The sequence below is a fragment of the Haloarchaeobius sp. FL176 genome (assembly GCF_024609245.1).
In the GTDB taxonomy this organism is placed as follows: domain Archaea; phylum Halobacteriota; class Halobacteria; order Halobacteriales; family Natrialbaceae; genus Haloarchaeobius.
This window is the reverse complement of record NZ_JANJYH010000012.1, coordinates 1-24,509: the sequence shown is the minus strand read 5'-3', so window position 1 is coordinate 24,509 and position 24,509 is coordinate 1. Positions and strand designations below refer to the sequence as shown.

Genomic DNA, 24,509 nt, shown 5'->3' with positions numbered 1-24,509 from the left:
CGGTACCGACCCCCATTACCCCGTAGCGACCCTGTGGTCGTCCATGACCGACGACGGGATGCACCTCAACCTGTTCACGATGAACTCGGTGGAGCACGTCACCGTGGGGTCGTGGCGTCACCCCGGTGACCAGTCCACACGCTACAGCGACCGTGAGTACTGGACAGAGGTCGCACGCACCGCCGAACGCGGCGGCTTCGATGGCGTGTTCTTCGCCGACGTGCGCGGCATCTACGACGTCTACGAGGACGACCGCGACCCCACCATCGAGCGCGCGGTACAGACCCCCTCGAACGACCCCGCGTACCTCGTGCCCGCGATGGCCGAGGTGACCGACCGCCTCGGCTTCGCCATCACGAAGTCCACCTCGTACACCCACCCCTACCAGCTCGCCCGCGAGTTCTCGACGCTCGACCACGTCACCGACGGTCGCGTCGCGTTCAACGTCGTCACCTCCTACCTCGAGTCCGCGGCCGCGAACCTCGGGCTCGACGCCCGCATGGACCACGACGAGCGCTACGACCGCGCCGCGGAGTTCATGGACGTCTGTTACGCCCTCTGGGAAGACTCCTGGGAGGATGACGCAGTCGTCCGGGACCGCGAGGGCGGTCGCTTCAGCGACCCCGGGAAGGTCCACGCCATCGACCACGACGGCGAGCACTTCGCCGTCCCCGGCCCCCACGGCTGCGAGCCCTCGCCCCAGCGCACGCCGGTCATCTACCAGGCCGGCTCCAGCGACCGCGGCCGCGAGTTCGCCGCCCGGAACGCCGAGGCCGTCTTCGTCAGCCAGCCGACCCCCGGACAGGTGACCGACTACATGGCCGACCTCCGCGAGCGCGCGGCCGAGCACGGTCGCGACCCCGACGAGCTGCTCTTCTTCCCGGGCATCGTCCCCATCGTCGGCGCGACCGAGGAACTGGCCGAGGCGAAGGCGGAGAGCTACCGCGACCACGTCGATGTCGAGGGCGTGCTCGCGCTGCTGTCTGGCTTCGTCGATATGGACCTCTCGGAACTCGACCCCGACCAGCGCATCGAGCGCATCGAGACCGAGGCCATCCAGGGCACCGTCAACGCGTTCGCCGGCGGCGAGAGCGAGTGGACGGTGCGGGAGATGGCCGAGTTCGCCGGGCTCGGCACGACCTCCCCCGTCGTCGTCGGCACCCCCGAGCAGGTCGCCGACGAGCTCGCGTACTGGTACGAGGAGGTCGGCGTCGACGGCTTCAACGTCAAGGAGGCCGCCCGGCCCGACACCCTCTCCGACTTCGTCGACATGGTCGTCCCCGAACTCCGCGAGCGGGGACTGCTTCGTGAACGCTACGAGGGCGACACGCTCCGCGAGACCATGCTCGGCCGGCCTCGACTCCACGAGTCCCACCCTGGCCGACGCGGCGACTGAGCCGGCGGGGCACGGCGGCGAACGGACTGCAGCGACCGACAGCGTCGCCACTGCCGGGCGAGCGATCGAAAGAATCGGGTCGGGTTCGCGTCGATGCGGCGTGCGGAAGCGGGTGACAGGTGCGACCGAACTTACATCGCACCGCCCATACCGCCCATGCCACCCATGCCGCCCATGCCGCCGGGTGCGCCGCCCTCGTCGTCGCCCTTGTCGGTGCTCAGGTCTCCAGCGGAGATGATGTCGTCGATCTTGAGGACGAGGTTCGCGGCCTCGGTGGCCGAGCTCAGCGCCTGCTCCTTGGAGTGAGCGGGCTCGACGATGCCGGCCTCGAAGGTGTCCTTGACGTCGCCGGTAAAGACGTTCAGCCCGGCGCGCTTGTCGCCGCCCTCGTGGGCAGCGCGCAGGTCGACGAGCGTGTCGATGGAGTCCAGCCCGGCGTTCTCGGCGAGGACGCGGGGGACGAGCTCCAGCGAGTCGGCGAACGCCTCGACGGCCAGCTGCTCGCGGCCCTCGACGCTGTCGGCGAAGCTGCGGAGACGGTCCGCGACCTCGACCTCGATGGCACCGCCGCCAGCGACGACGCGGCCGTCGGAGACGGTCTGTGCGACGACGTCGAGCGCGTCGCTGACACCGCGCTCCAGCTCGTCGACGACGTGGTCGGTGGAGCCGCGCAGGAGGAGCGTCACGCCGTGGGCGTTCTCCGCGCCCTTGACGTAGAACAGCTCGTCCTCGTCGTCGCGCTCGACGTTACCGAAGCCGAGGTCCTCGGTACCGAAGTCGTCCAGGTCGGAGACGATGTTCGCGCCGAGGATCTCGCGCAGGAAGCGCACGTCGGCCTTCTTGACGCGACGGACGGCGAGGATGCCCTCCTTCGCGAGGTAGTGCTGGGCGAGGTCGTCGATGCCCTTCTGGCAGAAGACGACGTCGGCGCCGGAGTCGACGATCTGCTGGACCTTCTGCTTGAGCTGCTTCTCCTCCTGGTCGAGGAACTGCTGAAGCTGGCTCGGGTCCGTGACGTTGACCTCGGTGTCGACGTCGGTCTCCTCGATCTCGACGGCCTCGTTGAGCAGCAGAATGTTCGCCTCCTCGGCGGACTTCGGCATGTTGTCGTGGACGGGGTCCTTGTCGATGACCGCGCCCTTCAGGAGCTCGGAGTTGGAGGCGGACTGACCCGTCTGGGTCTCGATGTTGAGGTACTGCATGTCGACCTGGCCTTCGACGGTGACCGAGCTGATGGCCTCGACGATGATCTGGGCGAGGAGCTCCTTGTCGAGCTCGGCACCCTTGCCGGTCATCGAGGTCTCGGCGACCTTCCGGAGGAGGTCCTCGTCGTCGGCGTCGACGTGCTCGGAGATGTCGTCGATTTCCTCGCGGGCCTGCTGGCTGGCGAGGTGGAAGCCCTTGATGATGGCGGTCGGGTGGATGTCCTGCTCGAGGAGGTCCTCGGCATTCTTCAGGAGCTCACCCGCGACCGCGACGGCCGTCGTGGTGCCGTCGCCGGCCTCGTCCTCCTGCGTCTCGGCGACCTCGATGATCATCTCGGCCGTCGGGTTGTCGATGTCCATCTCCTTCAGGATGGTGACGCCGTCGTTCGTGATGGTCACGTCACCCATCGAGTCGACGAGCATCTTGTCCATGCCTTTCGGGCCGAGTGTGGAGCGTACGGCCTCGGCGACCGCGCGAGCGGCCTGGATGTTGTACTCCTGCGCGTCACGGTCCTTGACGCGCTGGGATTCCTCGGACATCACGATCATCGGCTGTCCCTGCTGCATTCGCTGGCTCATGGTCACTCGAATCTATGAATGTGATTCTATATAAAAGTTGGTGTTCCGTCTCTCGCCCTCGGCCCGGTGGTGTTCGAGTCTGGTCGACAGAACCGCAGTACTGCGACCCATTCTTGCGGCCACATTGACAATCAGTAACACGACACAGACGTGTGCGGGCGACCGCAATCCCCCGTATTTATATATCGCTGCTCGGGCCGTCGCTGCCGAGCGCGGTTGTACTGATATTGTTTTTATACTATTGGTAAATTCCTAACTATAGTACAGTAAATATACGGCCCTTATTCGATATTGCTATTGGAAACCAAAAATATATTATTTCCGATACTTTGATGACGGGTGCCGGAGAGCCCCTACTCGATGTCCGACGATGGCACTCCTCGGCACGTACAGACCAACCGACGCGGCTTCCTGCGGAGCGTCGGCACTACCGCTGTAGCTGGCGGTCTCGCGAGCATGCTCGGCGAGCGGGCTATCGCCGAGCCGGTCGCACCGGACGACGGCGGCGCCGACTCCCTGTTCTCGGTCGACCCCGTAGCGGACCCCGACGACACGTTCCCCCAGTCCGTGATGAGCGGCGGCCCCACGGCTGCGGGTGCGCTCGTCTGGACACGAGTCGCTCCCCCAGCGTACCAGGACGGCCAGGCGCTCGGTGTGCAGGTCGCGACAGACGAGGCTCTCGACGACATCGTATTCGAGGGCAGCGTCCCGGCGGGGGAGATCGGCCCCGAACACGACTACACCGTCACCGTCGACCTCGACGGCGAACTCGACAGCGACCGGTTCTACCACTACCGGTTCGTCTACGGCGACACCGCCACACGCACCGGGCGACTCCGGACGCTCCCCACGCCCGACGAGAGCGTCGAGTCGGTGTCGTTCGCCGTCATCACCTGTCAGGACTACCAGAACGGCTACTACGGCGCGTACCACCACCTCGCGAACGAGGACGTCGACTTCCTCGTCCACCTCGGCGACTTCATCTACGAGTCCGCCGACGGCGCGTACGTCTCCCCGACGGAAGGCGTCAAGCCCGGACGCGACCTCGAACTCCCCAGCGGCGAGTCCCTCGCCGAGTCCGTCGGCGACTTCCGGCACCTCTACAACACGTACAAGGCCGACCCGCTCCTTCAGGAGGGCCTCGAACAGCACACCATCATCGCCGGCTGGGACGACCACGAGATCGGCAACAACCGCTACTGGGACTACGCGACAGAATCGCCGGTCCTCCCCGACAAGGAGGGCGGCGACGACCCGGAGACCGCGCTCGAAATCACGGCAAACGGCATCCAGGCCTGGGTCGAGCACATGCCGATGCGCGTCGAGTACGACCCCGCCGCCGAGCAGCTGCACGAGCAGTTCCAGCTCTGGCGACAGTTCCGCTTCGGCGACCTCGTCGACCTCGCGTTCACCGACGAACGCCTCTACCGCGACGGCCCACCGTGCGAGGACGCGACCGTCACCTGCACCGACGAGGAGGCCGAGGACCGGACCGTCCTCGGCGACGAACAGCAGGCCTGGTTCGAGTCGTGGGTCGCCGGCTCCGACGCCACCTGGACCACCTGGGCGAACGAGGTGCTCAACATGCCGCTGACCAAGGGCGACGGCTTCAATCAGGTCGAGTTCGTCCACGACTCCTGGGACGGCTTCCAGTACGAGCGCTGGGAGCTGCTGCAGCACGTCAAGGAGACCGACCCGCAGAACTTCGTCACGCTCACCGGCGACCTCCACTGCGCGATGGCCGGCTACATGATGGAGGGCTACGGTGAGATCGACTGGCAGTGGGACTACGACCGCGTCGGTGTCGAGCTCATGACGCCGTCGGTCACGAGCGTCAACGCCGCCGACGTCATCGACTTCCCCGACGACTGGGACCGCGACGCGCTCACCAGCATCGCGATGGACCAGAACGAGCACATCCAGTACCTCGACTGGCACCACCACGGCTACGCCGTCGTCGAGTTCACCACCGAGGAGTGCAACTACACCGTCTACAGCGTCGACAAGGAGGAGAACTCGACGGACGCGACGAAGGAGAAGCTCGCCGAGTACCGCACCCCGAACGGCGAGATCGAACTCGAAGAGCTGTACCTGGAGTAGCGCAACGCGACGGCCACACCACGTCGTGACCGTCGACCAGACACCCGTCCCTCACCCCTTCCCGTCGGCCGGTTCGACCACCATCGGCCCGTCGTTCGACGGGTCGTTCACCGCCGTCGACACCGGGTACGTCCGCATCCCGTCAGCAGGATAGGGGTCGAGCAGTGCTTCGGCATCCTCGGCGTCGCCGTGCAGCCACGTCTCGTACTCGTCCGGCGCGAGCAGCACCGCCATCCGGTGGTGCAGGTCCGCCACGAGTTCGTTCGGTTCCGTCGTCAGCACGGTGAAGGAGACGTGGCGTTTCGTCTCCGGCTCGGCCGACCCACCCGCGAACGCGTCGAGCCCGGGCTGGCGCTCGACGCCCTCCCAGACGGCGAACAGCCCGGCCATCGCGAACGGGCGGTCGTCCTGCATCGTCACCCGGTAGGGCTGCTTGCCGCCGCCGGTCTCCACCCACTCGTAGAAGCCGTCGGCGGGGACGAGACAGCGACCGACGGTAGCCTCGTCGTCGCCGCCGTCACCCACTGATTGCGACTCGAAGGCCGCCCGGAACGTCGGTTTCTCCCGCACCGTCTCCGACCGCGCGTTGATCGGCTTGTTCGCCTCCGCCGGGTCGTCGGCCCACGACGGGACCAGCCCCCAGTTCGCGTACGAGAGCTCGTCGTCACCGTCGCTGCGAATCACCGGCAGGTCCTGTCCCGGCGCGGCGTTGTACCGCGGCTCGAACCGCTCGGGCACCCGGACGTCGAACGCCGCCGCCAGCTCGTCGGTGTCGGCGAACAGGCTGTACCGTCCACACATGGGCGCACGTACGCACGGGGACTACTTACGACCGTGCATCGCGGTCCTCCTCCTCGTCGTCGTCCCGGCGGTCGCGCCGCCGGCGGCTCCGGTCACGCCTGTCTCGGCGGCGTTCGGTGTCACTGCGGTCCCTGGACTTCCCGGAACTGCGCCGGTCCCGGCGGTCATCGGAATCCCGACGGTCGTCGGAGTTACGCCGGTTGCGACGGTCGTCTGAGTTGCGACGGTTCCGACGGTCCTCTGAGTTGCGACGGTCACGGCGTTCGTCCGAGCTGCGTCTGTTCCCGCCGCCGTCACTATCGCGCCCGTTCCTGCGGTCGCTCTGTCCCCGTCGCTCCCCGCGACTGTCCCGGTTCGGGTCCCGCCGGCTCGTCCGTGCCTCGGTCCGGGCGGTGTCGGCGTCGTGGCTCCCGCCGTCACCGCCGGAGCCGACTCCACGCCGGCTCGTCTGGGCCTCGGTCTGCTCTATGTCGGCGTCGTAGCCCCCGCCGCTGCCGCCGGAGCTACCTCCGCGCCGGTCGGCCACCGCCGAGGCCGTCTTCGACTTCACCGTCCCGCCGGCGTCGGCGCCCTTCTTCGCCGTCTCCCTCGCGGCGAGCCAGGTCGTATGCAGCGACTCGAACGTGTAGAAGCCGGCGAGGATGCAGCCGACGAACAGGAACAGCACGGCGTCTACCTCCCCGCCGAGCATCGGCACCGTCACGTTGTACTCGACGCCGACGAGGCTCAACCCGAGCGTCGCCGCCCCACCGACGCCGAAGCCCGCGTATCGGCTCACCTTCTCCGCGGCGGTCAGCAGCGTCCACACCAGCCCCGCAAGCGCCGCGATGGAGGCTATCGCGTCGAACAGCCGCGCGGCGTACTCCTCGCCGACGAGCAGCCCGACGGTCCGCCGGGCCAGCCGCCGACCGACCACCTTCAGCGTGACGACGAGCAGGCTCGCCACGCCGAAGAGGAGCAGTCCGGTGACCAGCGTGTTGCCTTCGGCTAACCCGAGGACGGTGTCGGCCACCGCCAGGACGAGGCCCAGAAACAGGCAGTACGTCGTTCCCGCCACCGCGTACCGCTTCCGTTCGGCCGTCGCGAGCAGCATCGGCACGACGGCCGCCGTCAGCCCGAACAGCAGTGGAACGGCGGGTGCTGTCGGTAGCAACGCGAGCAGCAGCAGCGTCACGACGACCCCCATCGTCGTCGCATGTCGGAAGTCGAGGTCCTCCTTCATGTCCCCCGACAACACCCGTTGGGGCGATAAAGTTACTGCCCGCTGTCAAGAACTCGTCGTCGAAGAATGGGTATCGCTGGAGTCGCTGTGGCGTTGGGGAGCCGATTACTCTACTCCCCGCTTGCTCGTCCGGAGACGCTCGCTTCGCTCGCGTCTCCCGTCAGTCGTCGGCTTCGCCCGTCTCGATGGGTGCGCCGACGAGGTTACCCCACTCGGTCCAGGAGCCGTCGTAGTTGATGGTGTCGTCGTAGCCGAGCAGCTCGTGGAGCGCGAACCAGGCGACCGAGGAGCGCTCGCCGATGCGGCAGTAGGCGACGGTCGTGGAGTCGCCGTCGATGCCCTTGTCGGCGTACAGCTCGCCGATCTCGTCGGCGGTCTTGAACGTGCCGTCGTCGTTCGTCACCGACGCCCAAGAGATGTTCTGGGCGCCGGGGATGTGGCCGCCGCGCTGGGCGGTCTCCTGCAGTCCAGGGGGCGCGAGGATCTCGCCCTTGAACTCCTCGGGCGAGCGCACGTCGACGAGGGGAACGCCACGCTCGATGGCGTTCTCGACGTCCTCGCGGTACGCGCGGATGCTCTCGCGCGGGCCGCTTGCGGTGTAGTCGACGGCGTCGAACTCGGGCACGTCCGTCGTGAGCGGGTAGTCGTGCTCGAGCCAGTAGTCGCGGCCGCCGTCCATGAGCTTCACGTCGTCGTGGCCGTAGTACTTGAACTGCCAGTACGTGTACGCCGCGAACCAGTTCGAGTTGTCGCCGTAGAGGACGACCGTGGAGTCCTCGGTGATGCCGTGGCTCCCGAGCAGCTCCTCGAAGTCCGCCTTCGTGAGGATGTCGCGGGTGGTCTGGTCCTGGAGCTGTGTCTCCCAGTTGAAGCCGATGGCGCCGGGCGCGTGGCCCTCGTCGTAGGCCTCGGTGTCGACGTCGACCTCCACGAGGCGGTGTGCGGGGTCGTCGCTCTGGAACTCCTCGAGGTTGTCCTCGACCCAGTCGGCCGAGACGAGTACGTCTTTCGCGTAGTCAGTCATACACCCGTAGTTATCGCTACAGGGGTATATTCCTGTTCCACACCGGCATCGCCCGCCGGTCATCGGCCGAAGCGGAGAGAATCACCGGTGATTGGGCCGGCTTCGGTCGTGAGTCGGCGACGCACGGGCGGCCCCACGGCTGCGGTCGACGGCCGAACTATCCGTTTTCGAATATTTGTTCGCGGGCCAACAATCGGCAACGGTTGCCGCGCTCTACGAGACGGGAGTTCCGCCGGCATCGTGGGTGCTTAACCCGCCCGCGACGTACGGCCCCTCATGACAGACGCGCCACGGGTGGTCTCCCCGGAGTGGCTCGCCGAGGAACTGGACACGGCACGGGTCGTGGACGTGCGTGACGCCTGGGAGTACGAGGGCATCGGCCACATCCCCGGCGCGGTCTCGGTACCGTTCGACTCGTTCCGGGACGAGGACAGCGACGCACCCGGCACCCTGCCGGGCGTCGACGAGTGGAACGCCGTCCTCTCGGCTGCCGGCGTCGCGAACGACGACACGCTCGTCGCCTACGACGACACCCACGGCGTCTTCGCCGCGCGGTTCGTCGTCACGGCGCTCGCGTACGGGCACGCGGACGTCCATCTCCTCGACGGCGACTTCTCCGCCTGGCGGCTCGCCCACGAGACCGAGAGCGGCGCGCCCGAGGTCGAGCCGACCGAGTACGAGGGCCAGTTCGACGAGGACTGGCCGCTCGTCGACGCGGAGGACGTCCGCGCCGCGCTCGACACCGACGCGGTCCTCGTCGACACCCGCGAGGACTGGGAGTACGAGGAGGGCCACATCCCCGGCGCACGGCTGCTCGACTGGCGCGAGTTCGTCGACGAGGAGACCCGCGGCCTGAAACCCGAAGCCGAGCTCAGGGAGCTACTCGAATCCCGCGGCATCACGCCCGAGCGTCGGGTCGTCCTCTACTGCAACACCGCCCGACGCATCAGCCACACCTACGTCGTCCTCGACCACCTCGGCTACGAGAACGTCTCTTTCTTCGAGGGGAGCCTCACCGAGTGGAAGGCCATCGACGGCCCGCTGGAGACCGCCTAAACGTCGTCCTCGTCGCGGTCAGCGTCCTGTTCCGGTTCGGGTACGTCCGTCCCGCCGTCGGTGTTGGTACCGTCGACATCCGGCGGCGGCCCCCCGGCATCCGTCCCCCCGCCCTCGGAACCGTCGTCCGACACCCCGTCGGGTTCCGCTACCGCGTCGTCGGGGATTGGAACCTCCGGCACCTCGTCGGGGATTGGAACCTCCGGCACCTCGTCGGAGAGCAACGCCACGCTCTCCGTGAACAGCGCGACCGCCAGCGGCCCCATGATGACCCCGACCGGGCCGACCGTGAGCAGGCCACCGACGAAGCCGACGAAGTAGAGACTGCCCGGCATGTCGGCTGTCATCGCCGCCAGCCGCGGACGGATGATCGCGTCGGGCAGGTACGCGATGACGACGCCACCGACCACGACGATGAGGATGGCGGCGTTCACGTCGCCGCTGCTCACGTGGTACAGCGCGGCCGCGCCGATGAGCAGGCTCGGCCCGATGACCGGCAGGAACTGGAGGACGCCCGCGATGACCGCCATCGTGACGGGGAAGTCGTAGCCGAGCAGCCAGAACGTGGGGAGCGCCATCGCGAACGTCCCGACCGCGGTGGCGATCTGTAGCAGGTAGATCGCCTGTAGCGTGTCCTTCGTCCGCTCGTGGAGCGCCCGCACCGCGTCCCGGTACTCGACGGGGACGACCCCGAGTGCGGTCCGGTACGCGTGGCCCTGGCCGATGAGGAAGCCAAAGAGCACCATCACGAACACGAGCACCTTCAGGCTGAGGTCCGGTGCGGCCCGCGCCGCGTCCTCCAGCAGCACCGTCATGAAGTCCAGTGCCATCGACTGAGCTTCCTCGAGCGAGAGCTCGTACGTCGTCCCCAGTGCCGTCACGGAGAACGTCTCCGGGAGCGTCTCGACGAGCCCGAACAGCTGCTCTCGGCGGACGTACGCGACCACGAACAGTGGTGAAAACACCAGAAGACCACCGACGAAAGTTGCACCGGTGGTGACGACCGCCGACCAGTACGCGGGGATGCCGCGGGCCTCGAGCCGCTTCTGGAGCGGGAGCACGACGCTCGCGACCGTCAACGCGAAGAACACCGTTCCGAACACGGCCGAGATGACACTCCAGGTGAGGGCGCCGACGACGGCCACCACCAGTGCGAGTCCGAAACGGCGGTTCAACTCCATCGGTTCACTACGTCATCCCGGGGGTAGAAAAATACTCCGCCCACCGGGACGCCGTGCCGCCCACCGGGAACCATCGCACGAGAGCCCGTACGGCCACATCACGCTCTTTTTGTACCACCGAGTGCAATCACCCGCTAATGAGACGCAGAGCGTTCCTGAGTGGTGCGGGGTCGGCGGGCGCACTCGCGCTCGCGGGCTGCCTGACCCAGGGCGGTGGTGGCGGGGAGCCGAGTGGCACACTGACGGTCGCGACGTACGAGTCGTTCGTCGACTCGCCGTCGTCCAGTCCCGGTGCGTGGATCAAGGAGAACTTCGAGTCGGAGTACGACGACGTGACCGTCGAGTACGTGACGCCCGAGAACGGCGTCACGAACTACGTCCAGCGGAAGCAACAGGGCGCGCCGGTCGAGGCCGACGTCTACGTCGGACTGAACGTCGACGACCTCGTGACCATCGACGCCACGCTCGGCGACGACACGCGGCTGTTCCGCGAGCTCGACCGCGACTTCGTCGCGAACGCCGAACACCTCCGCCCCGAGCTGGAGTTCGGTGACCCCAAGAGCCGCGTCCTCCCGTACGACACCGGCTACATCAGTCTCGTCTACGACGAGGACGCGGTCGACGAGCCGGCGACGTTCGACGACCTGACCAGCCCGGCATACGAGGGCACGCTCCTCGCACAGAACGCCCAGAGCGCGGACTCGGGGCAGGCCTTCCTCCTCTGGACCATCAACGAGTTCGGCACTGACGGTTACCTCGACTACTGGCGCGACCTCCAGGCGAACGACGTGCGCATCCTCGGAAGCTGGTGGGACGCCTACAGCGCGTACCTGGAGTCCGAGCGACCGATGGTCGTCTCCTACTCGACCGACCAGGTGTTCGCCAACGAGGACGACCTCCCGATGAATCGGCACCAGATCGGCTTCCTCGAGGACCAGGGCTACGCCAACCCCGAGGGGATGGCCGTCGTCGAGGACTCCGGGAACGTCGACCTCGCCACGGACTTCTTCGACTTCATGCTCCGCGGCGAGACCCAGACCGAGATCGCGGTCCGGAACGTCCAGTTCCCCGCCGTGACCGAGGACCAGGTCGACCTCGACGACTCGTTCGCCCAGTACGCCCACCGCCCGCCAGAGGCCGTCTCCTTCGATTACGAGGCGCTCGAGGGCAACCTCTCGGGGTGGGTTGACGAGTGGGCACGCACCATCGCGAGCAACTAACTCGAGGGGGCGAGTTCGGGTAGCAATGAGCCGGCGCGAGTGGCCCGGGCTGTCCGCGGACCGCACACTCCGCAGCATCGCCGTCGCGGTCACCGCCGTGACCGCGGTCGTCCTCCTGCTCGTGCTGTACTTCCCGGTCGGAACGGTGTTCGTAGAGGCGTTCGGGGGTGCCAGACCGTTTGACTCCTTCGCGAGCACCCTCACGGACCCGTTCTACACCGGCGTCCTCGCGGAGCTGTTCGCCCGGCCGTTCGCCGTCGGTACCCACCTCGACAACGTGTTCGCGTGGTTCGCTGGCGTCTCGGTCGGTCCGGACGGCGTGGACACCCCGCCGCTCAGCAAGGGGCTGTTCGGGTTCACCGCCTACCAGGCCCTGCTGTCGACGCTCGCCAGCGTCGCCATCGGCCTGCCCGGCGCGTACATCCTCGCGAACTACGAGTTCCGCGGGCGGCGCACCCTCCGCTCGCTGACCATCGTCCCCTTCGTCCTCCCGGGTATCATGGTCGCGAGCGGCTTCTACGCAGCGTTCGGGCAGGCCGGCCTGCTGAACGACGTGCTCGCCCTCGTCGGGCTCGGACCGCAGCGACTCATCGAGACGAACCCGCTGTTCGTCGTGGTTCTCGCCCACGCGTTCTACAACGCGCCGCTGGTCACCCGGGTCGCGACGGCGGCGTGGGAGTCCGTCGACTACCGGGCCGTCGAGACCGCCCGGAGCCTCGGTGCGAGCCGTCGGCGCGCGTTCCGCGACGTGGTGCTCCCGCAGCTAACGCCGGCCATCGCGACCGGTGCGCTCCTGACGTTCCTCTTTACCTTCCTCACGTTCCCCATCGTCCTCGCCATCGGCGGTCTCGAACTGGCGACGGTCGAGGTCTGGGTGTACTACCAGCTCACGGAGGTCCTCGCGTTCGAGGAGGCCGCGACGCTCGCCGTGCTGGAGACGGCCATCTCGCTCGGCGTGACGTACGCCTACCTGCGTTACGAGTCGGCCCAGCGCTCCACGAGCCCCGGCGAGGGGCCACCACGCGAGCCGCTGTTCGGCCGTGCGAGCGACGCCGCCGCCTCCTGGCTCGCGCGCAGCCGTGTCGTCCGGGCGCTCGACGCCCGCCGGCTCGCCATCGCGGGCTACGCGGTGGTCGTGTTCGTCCTGTTCGTCGGCCCGCTCGGGGCGATGGTGCTGGAGGGGCTCACCGACGGCAGCGGCCTCACGCTCCGACACTACGAGTTCCTGGTGCAGCGGCAGGCAGCAGGTGCGAGCTTCCAGACCAAGCCCCTGCCGGCCATCCGGAACTCGCTCCTGTTCGGCGTCGCGACGGTCGCCGTCGCCGTCCCGATGGGCCTCGTCGTCTCCGTGGCCAGCACCGGCGAAGGACGCTGGCGCTCGCTGCTCGAGACGGCGACGATGCTCCCCTTTGCCGTCTCGGGTATCGTGTTCGGCATCGGCCTGCTCCGCGGGCTCGTCTTCGGCATCTCGCTCCCGGGGGGCTGGCGGTTCGTCATCGCGGGCGGGGTCGCCATCGTCGCCGCCCACGCCGTCGCCGCCTACCCGTTCGTCGTGCGCAACGTCGCGCCACAGCTCGCCGGCGTCGACCCCCGCCTCGTCGAGTCCGCACGGAGCCTCGGCGCGAGCCGGGTGCGGGCGTTCCTCGACGTCGAACTCCGGCTGGCCGCGACCGGCCTCGTCGCCGGGGCCGCGTTCGCGTTCGCCATCAGCATCGGCGAGTTCGATTCGACGGTGATTTTGGCGAGCGACGTCGCTGGCGACACAGTGACCTACACGATGCCCGTCGCCGTCGAGCGCTACCTCGGCCGTCGCTTCGGGCCCGCGATGGCCATGGGCACGGTACTGCTCGTCGTCACCGCCGTCAGCTTCGTCGTGGTCGACCGCCTCGGTGGGAGGGTCGAGCGTGGCTGAGCTCACTCTCGACGGCGTCTCCGTCAGCTACGGCGACGCCGTCGCGCTCTCGGACGTCCACCTCGACGTGGCGGACGGCGAGTTCTTCACCCTCGTCGGTCCCTCCGGCTGCGGGAAGACCACGACCCTGCGAAGCATCGCGGGCTTCGAGACGCCCGACGCCGGCGAGCTCAGCTTCGCCGGCCGGGAGATGACCGGCGTCCCGCCGGAGGAGCGCGACGTGGGCGTCGTCTTCCAGAACTACGCGCTGTTCCCGCACATGAGCGTCGCCGAGAACGTCGGCTACGGGCTGCGGTTCCACGCCGTCGACGACCCCGAGGCGCGCGTCGCCGAACTCCTCTCGCTCGTCGACCTCGAAGGCTTCGGCGACCGCGACCCGACCGAGCTGTCGGGTGGCCAGCAGCAGCGCGTCTCGCTCGCCCGCGCGCTCGCCCCCGAACCCGACGTACTCCTCCTCGACGAGCCGATGAGCGCGCTCGACGCCCGCCTCCGCGAGGAGCTCCGGCGCGAGGTGAGACGCATCCAGACCGAGCTCGGCATCACGACCGTCTACGTCACCCACGACCAGGAGGAGGCGCTCGCCGTCTCCGACCGCGTCGCCGTCATGCACGACGGCCGCGTCGAACAGGTCGGCACCCCCCGCGAGGTGTACCGCGAGCCGGCGAGCCGGTTCGTCGCCTCGTTCGTCGGCGAGAACAACCTGTTCGACGGCGAGCGGGTCGACGGCGGCGTCCGCGTCGACGGCTCCACGTTCACCGTCGAGGGCCTCGATGCGGCCGGTCCGGACACCGGCGGCCACGCCACCCTCTGCGTGCGTCCGGAGCACCTCCGGCGGGACGCCGCCGAGAATCGCTTCGCCGTCACCGTCGAGCAGTCCGAGTTCCTCGGCGAGGCGACCCGGGTCCACTGCGACTGGAACGACCGGACGGTCGTCTGGCGCACCGACAGCGCGGTGCCCGAGCGCGGTGCCGAGGTGACGCTCGGGTTCGCATCCGACGACGGGCAACTGCTGTAGGAAGGCTCGACGAACCGGCTCCAAGCACGGTGCTCACTCCAGTGGAATCGAGATCTCGACGCTGTCGTACCGCACTGCCGCCCGCTCGACGCACCCGTTCTCGTCGGGGTCGACCCGGACCAGCCCGAACCGCTCGAGCACGTTCAGCGCGTCGGCGACCTCGTCCTCGTCGCGGTCGAGCATGCTCGCGAGGTCCGCAACCGTTGTCGGTTCGTCAGTCCCGAGCTCCCTGAGGAGTCGCACGTTCGCGGGGGCGAACAGCCGCGCAAGCTCGGCCTCGCTCCGGACGCTGAGCGCGTCGGCGGTCCCCCCGTCGATGCGCTGGTAGAACTCGTCCGCGGACTCGAGCCGGACACGGAAGGGCTCCCCGTCCGCGTCACCCTGTCTGGCCATACTCTCAGGTGGTCTCGCGCGTGGTGGGTTAAACCTTGGCCTAACTAGATGCTCCCGCACCGCGCGTGTCGACCGTCGCGTTCGGGGGGCGGACGCGGACGCCACCCTCGTCGGTGGGCGTGGCGCTCGCGCCGCCGACGAACGACCTGGGGCCGACGAACAACACGACCGTCGTGGCGTCGACCCGGACGACGCGGAAGCTGGCGTCGGTGGCGCTCCCGGCGGTCGCGTTCGCGACGTGGTCGGCGATGGCGCGCTCGAACTCGTCGGCGTCGCGCTCGCTGTCCCAGCGCGTGACCCAGGCGTCGCCGGTGCCGACTCGCTCGCTGGTCGTCTCGGCTGGCTGGTCTGCGGCGGGCGCGCCACAGCCGGCGAGGACGAGGCGGAGACAGCAGGCGAGGGGGCGGAGTGGCAGGCGGACCGTGCCTACGGTTGGCACTCAGCACCGGGAATGCGTTTCGAAGAACGGGACGTCACTCAGCCCAGCCGCGCCACGAGGTCGGCCCCTTCGACGTAGGGGATGCCCTCGCGGTCGGCGTACGAGCGGGCGTCGGCGGGCACGAGCGCGCCGCCGGTCTCGTCGTCGAGCATCTCGCAGACGACGACGGCGGGGGCGACGCCGGCTTCCTCGGCGAGCGCGATGCCGAGTTCGGTATGGCCGAGCCGGTGGTCGAGCAGGCCGGGGGCGGCCCGGAGCAGGTGGACGTGGCCGGGCGCGCGGAACTCGTCGACGAACGGGAAACCGTCGGGGTCGGCGGCGGCCTCGGCGAGCTTCGTGATGGTGAGCGCGCGGTCGTCGTCGGGGATGCCGGTGAACGTGTCGCGGTGGTTCACCGTCAGGGAGAACGACGAGCGCTCGTCGTAGCCGAGCTCGTGGTCGGCGGCGAGTGGGTGCTCCAGCTCCTCCTGCATGAACGGCAGGTCGAAGGCGCCGGCGACCGCGTCGGGCAGGGCGACGCAGACGAGGCCCCCGGCGTCGTTGCGCATCCGACGGACCGCCGCCGGGGTGACGCCGTGAGCGGGGTAGACGATGTCCGTCTCGCCCTCGCGGTCGGCGGCGTCGTGGATACAGACCGGCTCGCCGGCGCGGACGGCGGCGACGGCGCGGTCAACGTCGTCGGCGTCGACGGGTACCTCGGCGTCGACATCGCCGTCGTGGTGCTGTGACCGGGTCATCTCACTGCTCCCTGACATGGACAGTCACATCGGCTTCTTCTCCCAGGTCGAGCACGTCGCGGAGCTTGTCCGGCGCGATGACCTCCAGCTGGTCCTCGTCGTGGTGGGTGCGCTCGGGAGCGATGGTGTGTGCGTTCTCGTAGGTCGCTCCGTCGGTGGTCTCGACGGTGGCAGGGTAGCAGACGGCGGGGCCGTAGGTGCGCTCGTCGTCCTCCCAGCCGTCGATGTGGACCGGCTCGATGGCGGACATGGCGGTGCGCCGGCGGACGCTCTCGTCGTCGAGGTCGACGTTGAGCGTGCCGAGGAACGGCTCGTAACCCAGCTTCTCCTCGAACTGGCGCATGTAGCCGGGCAGGGAGATGTAGTGGCGGCCCTCGCCCATCCCGCTGGTGACGACGCCGGCGAGTTCGACGCTCGTCTCGCCCTCGAAGACGCGGCGGTAATCCTCGTACTCGGCGCGGAGGGTGCGCTCGCCCTCGTCGGTGAGCTGGACCCACTGACCGTCGCTGACGGTCTCGCGGGAGATGTAGCCGGCGTCCTCGAGTCGCTGGAGGCGTCGGGAGGCGGTCTGCGTGGAGGCGTCGAGCCGTCCGGCGAGCCCGGAGCAGGACACCTTCACCTCGCCGTCGATGGCGCCGTCGAGCGCGAGGAGCTTCGCGACGGCGAGTTCGTCGTGACCGACCGTGTACGACGCTGTCTCTGACATGAGTGGCGCTTGGAACTCGCCCCGCATAAGCATACCGAATACGGTATGCATAACAAATTCGTTATAGCGTCGTCACGAGGTCGTGACGACTGCGCAGAAACAAGACCTACGTGGAAAGTTGTCGCGATATCACTAAAGCGCGTCGGTCACGGCGGGACACAGGCCAGAACGGTTAACTCGAAACCACACTCCTGTCCGATAAGTGAGCGAAGCGACGACATCGCCAATCGTCCGGGTGACGCCAGCGGACAGCGACCGGCGAGAACACTCCCTCGGCAGCCGGTCCATCAGGTGCGTGCCGGCACACACCGACGACGACCCTCCTCGGTGCTGACACCTACGCGTACGGCGACCGACTCGCGGACGCCATCGGCGAGACCACGGCCGACGACCACGGGACGCCAGCCGACGTGGACAGGGGTCGAGGGAGCGACGCGGCGAGCTGACGTTCACCGACGATGCGAGCGGCGCCGCGGTTGAACTCAGGCTGCACCCCGCGTAGGCCAGAAGGGTTATCGTCGGTGATAGGCAATCGACTGTCGAACTATCGTGTCGGAGATAGCGACGCTGCTCCACGTGCGTCCTCCCGACGGCCGCCCACCCAGCCTCCCCGACCGCTGGACCATCCACACCGTGTCGTCAGCGGCCGCCGCGAACGACCAGCTCGACGGTAGCGTAGACTGTGTCCTCGTCGAACATGCACTCGACGACGGCCGCGACGGGCTCGCGGTCCTCGATGCAATCGACGCCCGCTGTCCCGTGTTCTACCGGACCGTAGAGCCGGACGGCGAGGTCGCCTCCGCCGCCGCGGCACGTGGCGCGGTCCACTACCTCCACGGTGGTGACGACGTGGCCGAGCGAATCAGCGGCGTGGTCGACACGCTGCCGACCGACAGGCCGTCGGTGCTCGAACGCATCGGCGAGGCGTACCTCTCGTTCGACTCGGACTGGAACGTCACCTACATCAACGAACGTGCTGCCGAACTCCTCGACACCAGCCCGTCCGAGATCATCGGCGAGAACGTCCGGGACGGCTTCCCGGAGTCGGCCGACCGCGAATACCACGGACAATACACACACGCCATGGAGACGGGCGAGCCGGTCTCGTTCGAGGAGTACTACGAGCCGCTCGAGCTGTGGACCGCCAACCGGGCGTACCCGACGGACGACGGGCTCGCCGTGTTCTTCCACGACATCACGGAGCGCAAACGGTACGAGGAGATGCTTCCCGGACTGCTCCGGACGACCCACGACATGATGCAGGCCGAGCAGCCCGAGGAGATCGCAGCACAGCTTGTGGCCGCGAGCGAGGATCTGCTCGCGCTGGACCTCTCGGTCGTCCGATTTCACGACGCGGACGGCGACGAACTCGTGCCAGTCGCCGGCACCGTCACGCTTTCCGAGACCCTGGGTGACCGACCGAACTACCCGGTCGGGGAGGGCGGTCCAGGGACCGTGTTCGAGTCCGGCGAGGCCACGTACCGGGACGCCGTCCGCATCGATGGGGTGGAGTCAGTGCTGTACCTGCCACTCGGGGAGCACGGGACGCTCTCCGCCGGCGTCGCGCCGGGCGAACCGTTCGGCACGGTCGAACGACAGACCGCCGAACTGCTGGCGGCGAACGCGACGACCGCACTCGAACGGACCGCGCGCCGCGAACGACTCGAACTGTTCGAGCGCGTCATCGAGTCGGTCGAGGACATGCTGTACGTCCTCTCGCCCGACGAGCAGTTCGTCTACGTCAGCGAGCCGTTCGCGGAGTTCACCGGCTACGAACGGGACGATCTGATCGGACGGTCACCCCTGGCTGTCGTGGACGAGTCGACACTCGAACGCACGCAGGAGGTCGTCACGGAGCTCCGACAGGGCGAGGGGCGGTCACGAACCATCCAGACGCGGCTCAAGACCAGCGACGGTGGACGCCGTCCGGTCGAGGTCGACATCTCGCTGCTTCCGAGCCGGAACGGCGGCCCACCGGGCACCGCCGCGGTCGTCCGGGACGTGAGCACGCTGCAGGAGGCACAGCAGCGCCTCGCAATCGAGAACGAGCGATTCCGGTACCTGTTCGACCACATTCCGGACGCACTCGTCGAGTTCACATTCGACGGGGACGAGCCCATCGTCGAGAGCGTCAACCCGGCGTTCGAGCGGACATTCGGTATCAGCGCCAGCCACGCGATCGGCGAGTCGGTCAACGACCTCATCGTCCCGGAGGAGTACCACGAGCAAGCGAAGCGCATCGACGGTGCCGTCCTCGACGGCGACGCCCAGACGAAGGAGGTCGAGCGCCTGACCAGTACGGGCCTCGGCCACTTCCTCTTCCGCGGAGTCAGCTTCGGGTCGGGCACGAACCGTCGCGGGTTCTGTATCTACACCGACATCAGCGACCGCAAGGAACGAGAGAGTCGACTGGCGGTGCTCCACACCGTCCTCCGACACAACCTCCGGACCGAGATGAACCTCATCGAGGGCTACGCCGAGCAGCTGCAGCGGCGCTACGACGACGACCCGGTCCTGCTCGACGCCATCAGGCGGGAGGCGAACCAGGTGGCCGACCTCAGCGACACCGCCCGTCGGGTCGAGCGTGCGCTCGACCGCGACAACGATCGACTCGGCGCGACCGACGTGACACGGTACGTCGACGACGCCGTGACCACGGCACGGAAACGGTTCCCCCACGCCGACCTCACGGTGTCAGCACCCGACTCGGCGACCGCGGTCGCCGACCGCCGCCTCGTGTTCGCGCTGTCGAACGCGATCGAGAACGCGGTCGACCACAACGACAACGAGCAGCCCTCCGTCGAGGTGTGCGTCGAGACGACCGAGACGGCCGTCGAGATCCGCGTCGCTGACGACGGCCCGGGCATCCCGGAGCAGGAGCGCGCCCTCATCACCGGCGACCGCGACATCACCCAGCTCCAGCACGGCAGCGGCCTGGGGCTCTGGGCGATCAACTGGATCGTCGAGAGCTTCGGCGGGAGCCTCGGGTTCGAGACGCGGGAACGGGGCAGTGTCGTCGTGCTGCGGCTCCGTGCTCAGTAGTCGACGAGCGGGTCCTGTGCCCAGAACTCGCTGTCCTTCCGCAGCTTCGGCACCCAGGTGTCCGCGTCGCGAGCCAGCAGTGCGACCCGGGAGCTCGGCACGTCCTTTATCTCGTCGTGCTCGGGCATGTGGGCGGCGACGTCCTCGGCGAACGCGAGCACGTCCTCGTGGTCGGGCATCGCCGACCGGTCGAGCCGGCCACGCGAGTGCCCGACGTGCATGTACGCCTTCAGCTCCACGAAGTCCGGCTTGGCGCGCCGGTAGAACGCGGCGTACCAGTCGGGGTCCCGCATGTTCTCGCCGTTCACCAGCGTCGTCCGCAGTACCGTGCGGGTCTCGTCCTTCTCGGCGAGCACGTCCATCGTGTCGACGAGGCGCTCCCAGGCGTCGTCCTCGACGGCCTTGACCACGTTGTCGAACGTGTGTCTGTCCGGCGCGTCGACGGAGACGTAGAGCTGGGTCGGGTCACAGCGCGCCAGCATCTCGGGGGCGGTGCCGTTCGAGACGAGGAAGGTCGTGATGTCGCGTGCGTGGAACTCGTCGATGAGTTCGGGCAGATACGGATAGAGGGTGGGCTCGCCGTCCAGACTGATGGCGACGTGTCGCGGCTCCATCGCCTGCTCGAACACCTCTCTCGGGACCTCGTCGTTCCCACCGTACCCCGCGAGCAGCTCGCGCTGGAGCTCGAGCGTGGCGTCGGCGACCGCCGCCGGGTCGTCCCACTCCACGTCGCCCAGCTCGTAGGCATGCCCCGCGTGGTCGCGCCAGCAGAACACGCAGCGCTCGTTGCACTTGACGACCGGCGTCATCTGCATGCAGCGGTGAGATTCGATGCCGTAGAAGGCGTACTTGTAGCACTTTCCATCGCCCGTCAACGCGTTCTTCGTCCAGCCGCAGGTCTGGGCCGCGGTGTGGTTGACGCTGTGGTAGTCGGGGTCGCCAACCTGTTTCGGGCCGTCGGACTCGCTCATTGGCTGTTCGGACGAGGTCCAGTCCTAAAGAATCCGTTCCTCCGGCTCCCGGCCGTGCCCGGCGTCCAGCCGGTCCCCGGACGCGCCGTCCTCGCCGCCGCAGCTGTCCGGTTCCGAGGCGGGTTCGGTACTACGGACCGGCACTGCGGACTGGCCCGAGGGATAGCTACTTGCCCAACCGTGGTGTACAGTACCGTATGTTCCTCCGCACGTTCTTGGCCCTCGTCGGGCTGGCGGAACTGCTCGCACCCCGTCGAGTCGTCGACTTCTGGATGCGACTCGCGGCGACATCGGACGACGTGGAACTCCGACGCTGGGTGTACACGGCCGCGCGACTCGAGGGGCTGGCCATCCTGCTCTGGCTGCTGACCCGCGACGACGACCCCGGTGAGGCCGTCGCCGTCACGGCCGAGACCTGATATCGCATTCAGAAACCCCTTTACAGTCGCCAGCGGTACGTGCCGGTATGTTCATCGCCGTCCGCGAGGAGGTCGCGGCCGCCATCGAGGACGCCCTCGACGCGCTCGACCTCCCGACAGACGACCTCGGCATCGAAGAGCCGCCGGAAGACGTCGACGCCGTGCTGGCGTCGAGCGTCGCCTTCCGGCTGGCCGGCGAGGTCGGCGCACCGCCGCCGAAGGTGGCCGCCGACATCGCCGACGAGATCGACCCCGACACGTACGAGTACGTCGGCGCGGTCACCACGCAGGGCCCCTACGTCAACTTCCTCCCGAGCGAGGCGTACTTCGACGCGACGCTGTCGGCCGCACAGGACGAGGAGTACGGCCACCTCCCCGACCGCGACGAGTCGGTCGTCGTCGAGCACACCTCCGCGAACCCGACGGGGCCTGTCCACGTCGGGCGCGCCCGCAACCCCATCGTCGGCGACGCCGTCGCGAACGTGCTCGACTTCGCCGGCTACGACGTCGAGCGTCACTACTACGTCAACGACGCCGGCCGCCAGATGGCCGTGTTCACGTGGGCCTACGAGACGTTCGACGAAGCGGACCTCGACTCGGAGCCCGAACGCGACCGCATCGAGTACGACCTCGTACGCTACTACCGCAAGGGCAACGCGTTCCTCGAAGACGGCCCCGACGAGGAGGTAGAGGCAGCCGAGGCCGAGATACAGGGCATCATGCAGGGCCTCGAAGCGGGCGACCGGGACACCTTCGAACGCGTCAGCGAGGTCGTCGACCAGGTGCTCTCAGGGATGCAGGAGTGCCTCGCACGTCTCCCCGCCGAGTTCGACGAGTTCGTCAAGGAGTCGCAGTTCATGTTCGACGGCTCCACCGACGACCTGGTCGACCGGCTCAAGGAGCTCGACGAGGCGGTCTACGAGGAGGACGCCTGGCAGCTCGACCTGGGCGAGTACGGCATCGACAAGCAGATGGTGTTCCTGCGCTCGGACGGCACCAGTCTCTACACGACGCGCGACCTCGCCCACCACGAGTGGAAGTTCGAGAACTACGACCGCGCAGTCACCGTCCTCGGCGAGGACCACAAGCTCCAGGCCGACCAGCTCCAGCAGGCACTCTCCCTGCTCGGCAACGACGTCGACCAGCTGGAGAACGTCATCTTCTCGTGGGTCAACCTCCCCGGCGGGCTCGGGATGTCAACCCGCGCGGGAACCGGCGTCGACCTCGACGACCTGCTCGACGAGGCCACCGACCGCGCCCGTGACGAGGTCGAGGAGCGCATGGAGGAACGCATCCGCGACGACGACCTCACCGAGGAGGACATCGAGCGCATCGCCCACCAGGTCGGCATCGGTGCCGTTCGCTACGACATCGTCTCCAAGCAGCCGACGAAGGCCATCACGTTCGAGTGGGACCAGGCACTCGACTTCGAGGCCCAGTCCGCGCCGTACGTCCAGTACGTCCACGCGCGCTGCTGTGGCATCCTCGACGAGGTCGACTCCGTGCCGGAGGCGGTCGACGCCGGCGTCCTCGAACGCGAGGAGTCACGCGACCTGCTCCGTGTCATCGCGCGGTTCCCCGGCGTCATCGACGAGGCCGCGGCCGACCTCGAGCCCCACACCGTCGCGACCTACACCCGCGAGTTCGCGGAGACGTTCAACGCCTTCTACCGGGAGTGCCAGGTTCTCAGTGCGGAGGACAAGGCCGTCCGCGACGCGCGCGTCGCGCTGGTCGCAGCGGCCCGGCATACGATGGCGAACGCGCTCTCGACCCTGGGCGTGGCCGCACCGCGCTCGATGTGAGTTAGAAGGGTGGCGCGGTCCATGCCATCAGACTTCCGCCGGCGAAGATGACCGCAGCGACGCCGGCGCCCAGTGCCAGTGCGACGAACAGCAGTATCCAGGAGAGCGGAACCGAGTTATCGTCGTTTGCCATGTTCGACACTCCGACGTGGCGACCCATAACGGTTTCCAGTCGCCGCCGTCGGTCTACGAGTCCGACTCGGCGTCCGGGATGTCGATACGTGGCTGGCCACCGTCCGTCTCGGAGTCCGCGTCGATTTCGGAGATGGCCGCGGAGACGTCGTCCTCGCTCGCGGCGCTGGCGCCGTCCTGCTCGGCATCGCCATCGTCAGCATCGCTCTGGGGTGGCTGTGACTCGGACGGGGTGGAAGACGCTGGCGACCCCTCGAACGTCGGCCTGTCCTCGGGGTCCGCCTCGCCGACGAGCCGAGCCGCGAGGTAGCGGTACGCCCGGGAGGCGGGACTCTTGGGGTCGTGGACGACCAGCGGCGTCCCCGCGTAGACGCTCTCGCGCACGGTGGGGTCCTCTGGGATGGTCGCCAGGAGAGGGAGGTCGAGCTTCTCCGCGATGCCTTCGTGGTCGATATCGCTCGATGGGTGCGTTCGGGTGAGGACGACCCCGGCGATGCTCCCACCGGCCCGGTCGGCCAGGTCGCAGGTCTTCCGTGCGTCCTGCACCGATGCCGGCTCGGGCGTCGAGACCAGCACGACGGCGTCCGCCAGCCCCAGCGGGAGCACCGTCTCGTGGCTGACACCTGCGCCGACGTCGAGGAGCACGTAGTCGAACTGGTCGCGGAGCTCCGCCACGACCTCGCGGAGGTTCTCCGTCTTGACCGACGCGTAGCTGTCGAGCCCGAGACCGCTCGGGACCGCCCAGATCCCGTCGGCGAGCTCGTACGTTGCCTCCGTCACGTCGGCCTCGCCAGCGAGGACCTGGTGGAGCGTCGTGTCCTCGGGCGAGAGACTCACGAATCCGGCCAGGTTCGCCATGCCCAGGTCGACGTCGACGATCACGACGCGGTTGCCTGCTCCCGCGAGGGCGGTGCCCAGATTCACCGTCGTCGTGGTCTTCCCCACGCCGCCTTTCCCGCTGGCGATGGCGTACACCGTCTCCTGCGTGTTCATGTGTCTGAACAGAGTCGCGGACGGCTAATAAAACATGGTATGTGTTTACCCCGAGGTCTCGACAGCCGGCACAGCGTGAGCCCGTGAGATCATATCATTGCTGCTGACGACTCGACGAAGCTCTTCGTATGGATTGCGTCCCTGCTGGCGCCACGTCGCCAGCA

The 24,509-nt window shown here is 68.2% G+C and carries 21 protein-coding genes; 9 read left to right on the top strand and 12 right to left on the bottom strand.

Annotated features, from left to right (window positions below):
• The first annotated feature begins 43 nt into the window (after positions 1–43).
• On the top strand, positions 44–1,396 hold the full coding sequence (locus tag NO978_RS16950; RefSeq protein WP_257300744.1) for an LLM class flavin-dependent oxidoreductase: 1,353 nt from the start codon (positions 44–46) through the stop codon (positions 1,394–1,396).
• Between the two features lie 131 nt (positions 1,397–1,527).
• Here the strand turns inward: NO978_RS16950 and thsB are convergent, their stop codons facing one another.
• Positions 1,528–3,168 (bottom strand): thermosome subunit beta, encoded by a 1,641-nt coding sequence (thsB, locus tag NO978_RS16945; protein WP_369684159.1) that lies wholly within the window; start codon positions 3,166–3,168, stop codon positions 1,528–1,530.
• 372 nt (positions 3,169–3,540) lie between these two features.
• Between thsB and NO978_RS16940 the strand changes: the two genes are divergently transcribed.
• Positions 3,541–5,280: an alkaline phosphatase gene (locus NO978_RS16940; protein WP_257300743.1), complete on the top strand. Its 1,740-nt coding sequence runs from the start codon at positions 3,541–3,543 to the stop codon at positions 5,278–5,280.
• Between the two features lie 51 nt (positions 5,281–5,331).
• Here the strand turns inward: NO978_RS16940 and NO978_RS16935 are convergent, their stop codons facing one another.
• From NO978_RS16935 to NO978_RS16925, 3 genes are all read right to left on the bottom strand, one after another.
• Positions 5,332–6,081 carry an SOS response-associated peptidase gene (locus NO978_RS16935; RefSeq protein WP_257300742.1) on the bottom strand — a complete coding sequence of 250 codons (750 nt, stop codon included), beginning with the start codon at positions 6,079–6,081 and terminating at the stop codon, positions 5,332–5,334.
• 25 nt (positions 6,082–6,106) lie between these two features.
• The gene (locus NO978_RS16930; protein WP_257300741.1) at positions 6,107–7,303 is read right to left on the bottom strand and encodes a hypothetical protein; all 1,197 of its coding nucleotides are present in this window, start codon (positions 7,301–7,303) and stop codon (positions 6,107–6,109) included.
• Positions 7,304–7,463: 160 nt separating this feature from the next.
• Positions 7,464–8,327 (bottom strand): sulfurtransferase, encoded by an 864-nt coding sequence (locus NO978_RS16925; protein WP_257300740.1) that lies wholly within the window; start codon positions 8,325–8,327, stop codon positions 7,464–7,466.
• Between the two features lie 276 nt (positions 8,328–8,603).
• Here NO978_RS16925 and NO978_RS16920 point away from each other — a divergent pair, with 276 nt between their 5' ends.
• On the top strand, positions 8,604–9,383 hold the full coding sequence (locus NO978_RS16920; RefSeq protein WP_257300739.1) for a sulfurtransferase: 780 nt from the start codon (positions 8,604–8,606) through the stop codon (positions 9,381–9,383).
• On the opposite strand, the gene NO978_RS16915 is transcribed toward NO978_RS16920, so the two are convergent.
• Positions 9,380–10,564, bottom strand: coding sequence for an AI-2E family transporter (locus tag NO978_RS16915; RefSeq protein ID WP_257300738.1), 1,185 nt, complete (start codon positions 10,562–10,564; stop codon positions 9,380–9,382). The genes NO978_RS16920 and NO978_RS16915 overlap by 4 nt on opposite strands.
• A 137-nt stretch (positions 10,565–10,701) precedes the next feature.
• On the opposite strand from NO978_RS16915, the gene NO978_RS16910 reads away from it, so the two are divergent.
• Genes NO978_RS16910 through NO978_RS16900 form a run of 3 tightly spaced genes read left to right on the top strand, consistent with a single transcriptional unit; the run spans position 10,702 to position 14,711 of the window.
• Positions 10,702–11,784: a thiamine ABC transporter substrate binding subunit gene (locus NO978_RS16910; RefSeq protein ID WP_257300737.1), complete on the top strand. Its 1,083-nt coding sequence runs from the start codon at positions 10,702–10,704 to the stop codon at positions 11,782–11,784.
• A gap of 25 nt (positions 11,785–11,809) precedes the next feature.
• On the top strand, positions 11,810–13,696 hold the full coding sequence (locus NO978_RS16905) for an iron ABC transporter permease (protein ID WP_257300736.1): 1,887 nt from the start codon (positions 11,810–11,812) through the stop codon (positions 13,694–13,696).
• Positions 13,689–14,711, top strand: a complete 1,023-nt coding sequence (locus NO978_RS16900; protein WP_257300735.1) for an ABC transporter ATP-binding protein — start codon at positions 13,689–13,691, stop codon at positions 14,709–14,711. The genes NO978_RS16905 and NO978_RS16900 overlap by 8 nt, the downstream gene beginning before the upstream one ends.
• A gap of 33 nt (positions 14,712–14,744) precedes the next feature.
• Here the strand turns inward: NO978_RS16900 and NO978_RS16895 are convergent, their stop codons facing one another.
• Genes NO978_RS16895 through NO978_RS16880 form a run of 4 tightly spaced genes read right to left on the bottom strand, consistent with a single transcriptional unit; the run spans position 14,745 to position 16,986 of the window.
• Complete coding sequence (locus tag NO978_RS16895; protein WP_257300734.1) at positions 14,745–15,104, bottom strand: helix-turn-helix domain-containing protein; 360 nt, start codon at positions 15,102–15,104, stop codon at positions 14,745–14,747.
• Between the two features lie 40 nt (positions 15,105–15,144).
• The gene (locus NO978_RS16890) at positions 15,145–15,543 is read right to left on the bottom strand and encodes a hypothetical protein (RefSeq protein WP_257300733.1); all 399 of its coding nucleotides are present in this window, start codon (positions 15,541–15,543) and stop codon (positions 15,145–15,147) included.
• Positions 15,544–15,581: 38 nt separating this feature from the next.
• On the bottom strand, positions 15,582–16,280 hold the full coding sequence (gene ribB / locus NO978_RS16885) for a 3,4-dihydroxy-2-butanone-4-phosphate synthase (protein ID WP_257300732.1): 699 nt from the start codon (positions 16,278–16,280) through the stop codon (positions 15,582–15,584).
• 1 nt (position 16,281) lies between these two features.
• On the bottom strand, positions 16,282–16,986 hold the full coding sequence (locus NO978_RS16880; protein WP_257300731.1) for a CTP-dependent riboflavin kinase: 705 nt from the start codon (positions 16,984–16,986) through the stop codon (positions 16,282–16,284).
• 549 nt (positions 16,987–17,535) lie between these two features.
• Between NO978_RS16880 and NO978_RS16875 the strand changes: the two genes are divergently transcribed.
• Positions 17,536–20,028: a PAS domain S-box protein gene (locus NO978_RS16875; RefSeq protein ID WP_257300730.1), complete on the top strand. Its 2,493-nt coding sequence runs from the start codon at positions 17,536–17,538 to the stop codon at positions 20,026–20,028.
• On the opposite strand, the gene twy1 is transcribed toward NO978_RS16875, so the two are convergent.
• The gene (twy1, locus tag NO978_RS16870) at positions 20,022–20,999 is read right to left on the bottom strand and encodes a 4-demethylwyosine synthase TYW1 (protein WP_257300729.1); all 978 of its coding nucleotides are present in this window, start codon (positions 20,997–20,999) and stop codon (positions 20,022–20,024) included. The two genes, NO978_RS16875 and twy1, sit on opposite strands and share 7 nt — an antisense overlap.
• Positions 21,000–21,196: 197 nt before the next feature.
• On the opposite strand from twy1, the gene NO978_RS16865 reads away from it, so the two are divergent.
• Complete coding sequence (locus NO978_RS16865; RefSeq protein ID WP_257300728.1) at positions 21,197–21,418, top strand: hypothetical protein; 222 nt, start codon at positions 21,197–21,199, stop codon at positions 21,416–21,418.
• Between the two features lie 47 nt (positions 21,419–21,465).
• On the top strand, positions 21,466–23,220 hold the full coding sequence (gene argS / locus NO978_RS16860; protein ID WP_257300727.1) for an arginine--tRNA ligase: 1,755 nt from the start codon (positions 21,466–21,468) through the stop codon (positions 23,218–23,220).
• Between the two features lies 1 nt (position 23,221).
• On the opposite strand, the gene NO978_RS16855 is transcribed toward argS, so the two are convergent.
• Together NO978_RS16855 and minD are read right to left on the bottom strand one after the other, a co-directional pair.
• Positions 23,222–23,353: a hypothetical protein gene (locus NO978_RS16855; RefSeq protein WP_257300726.1), complete on the bottom strand. Its 132-nt coding sequence runs from the start codon at positions 23,351–23,353 to the stop codon at positions 23,222–23,224.
• 53 nt (positions 23,354–23,406) lie between these two features.
• Positions 23,407–24,345, bottom strand: coding sequence for a cell division ATPase MinD (minD, locus tag NO978_RS16850; RefSeq protein WP_257300725.1), 939 nt, complete (start codon positions 24,343–24,345; stop codon positions 23,407–23,409).
• Positions 24,346–24,509: the final 164 nt, after the last annotated feature.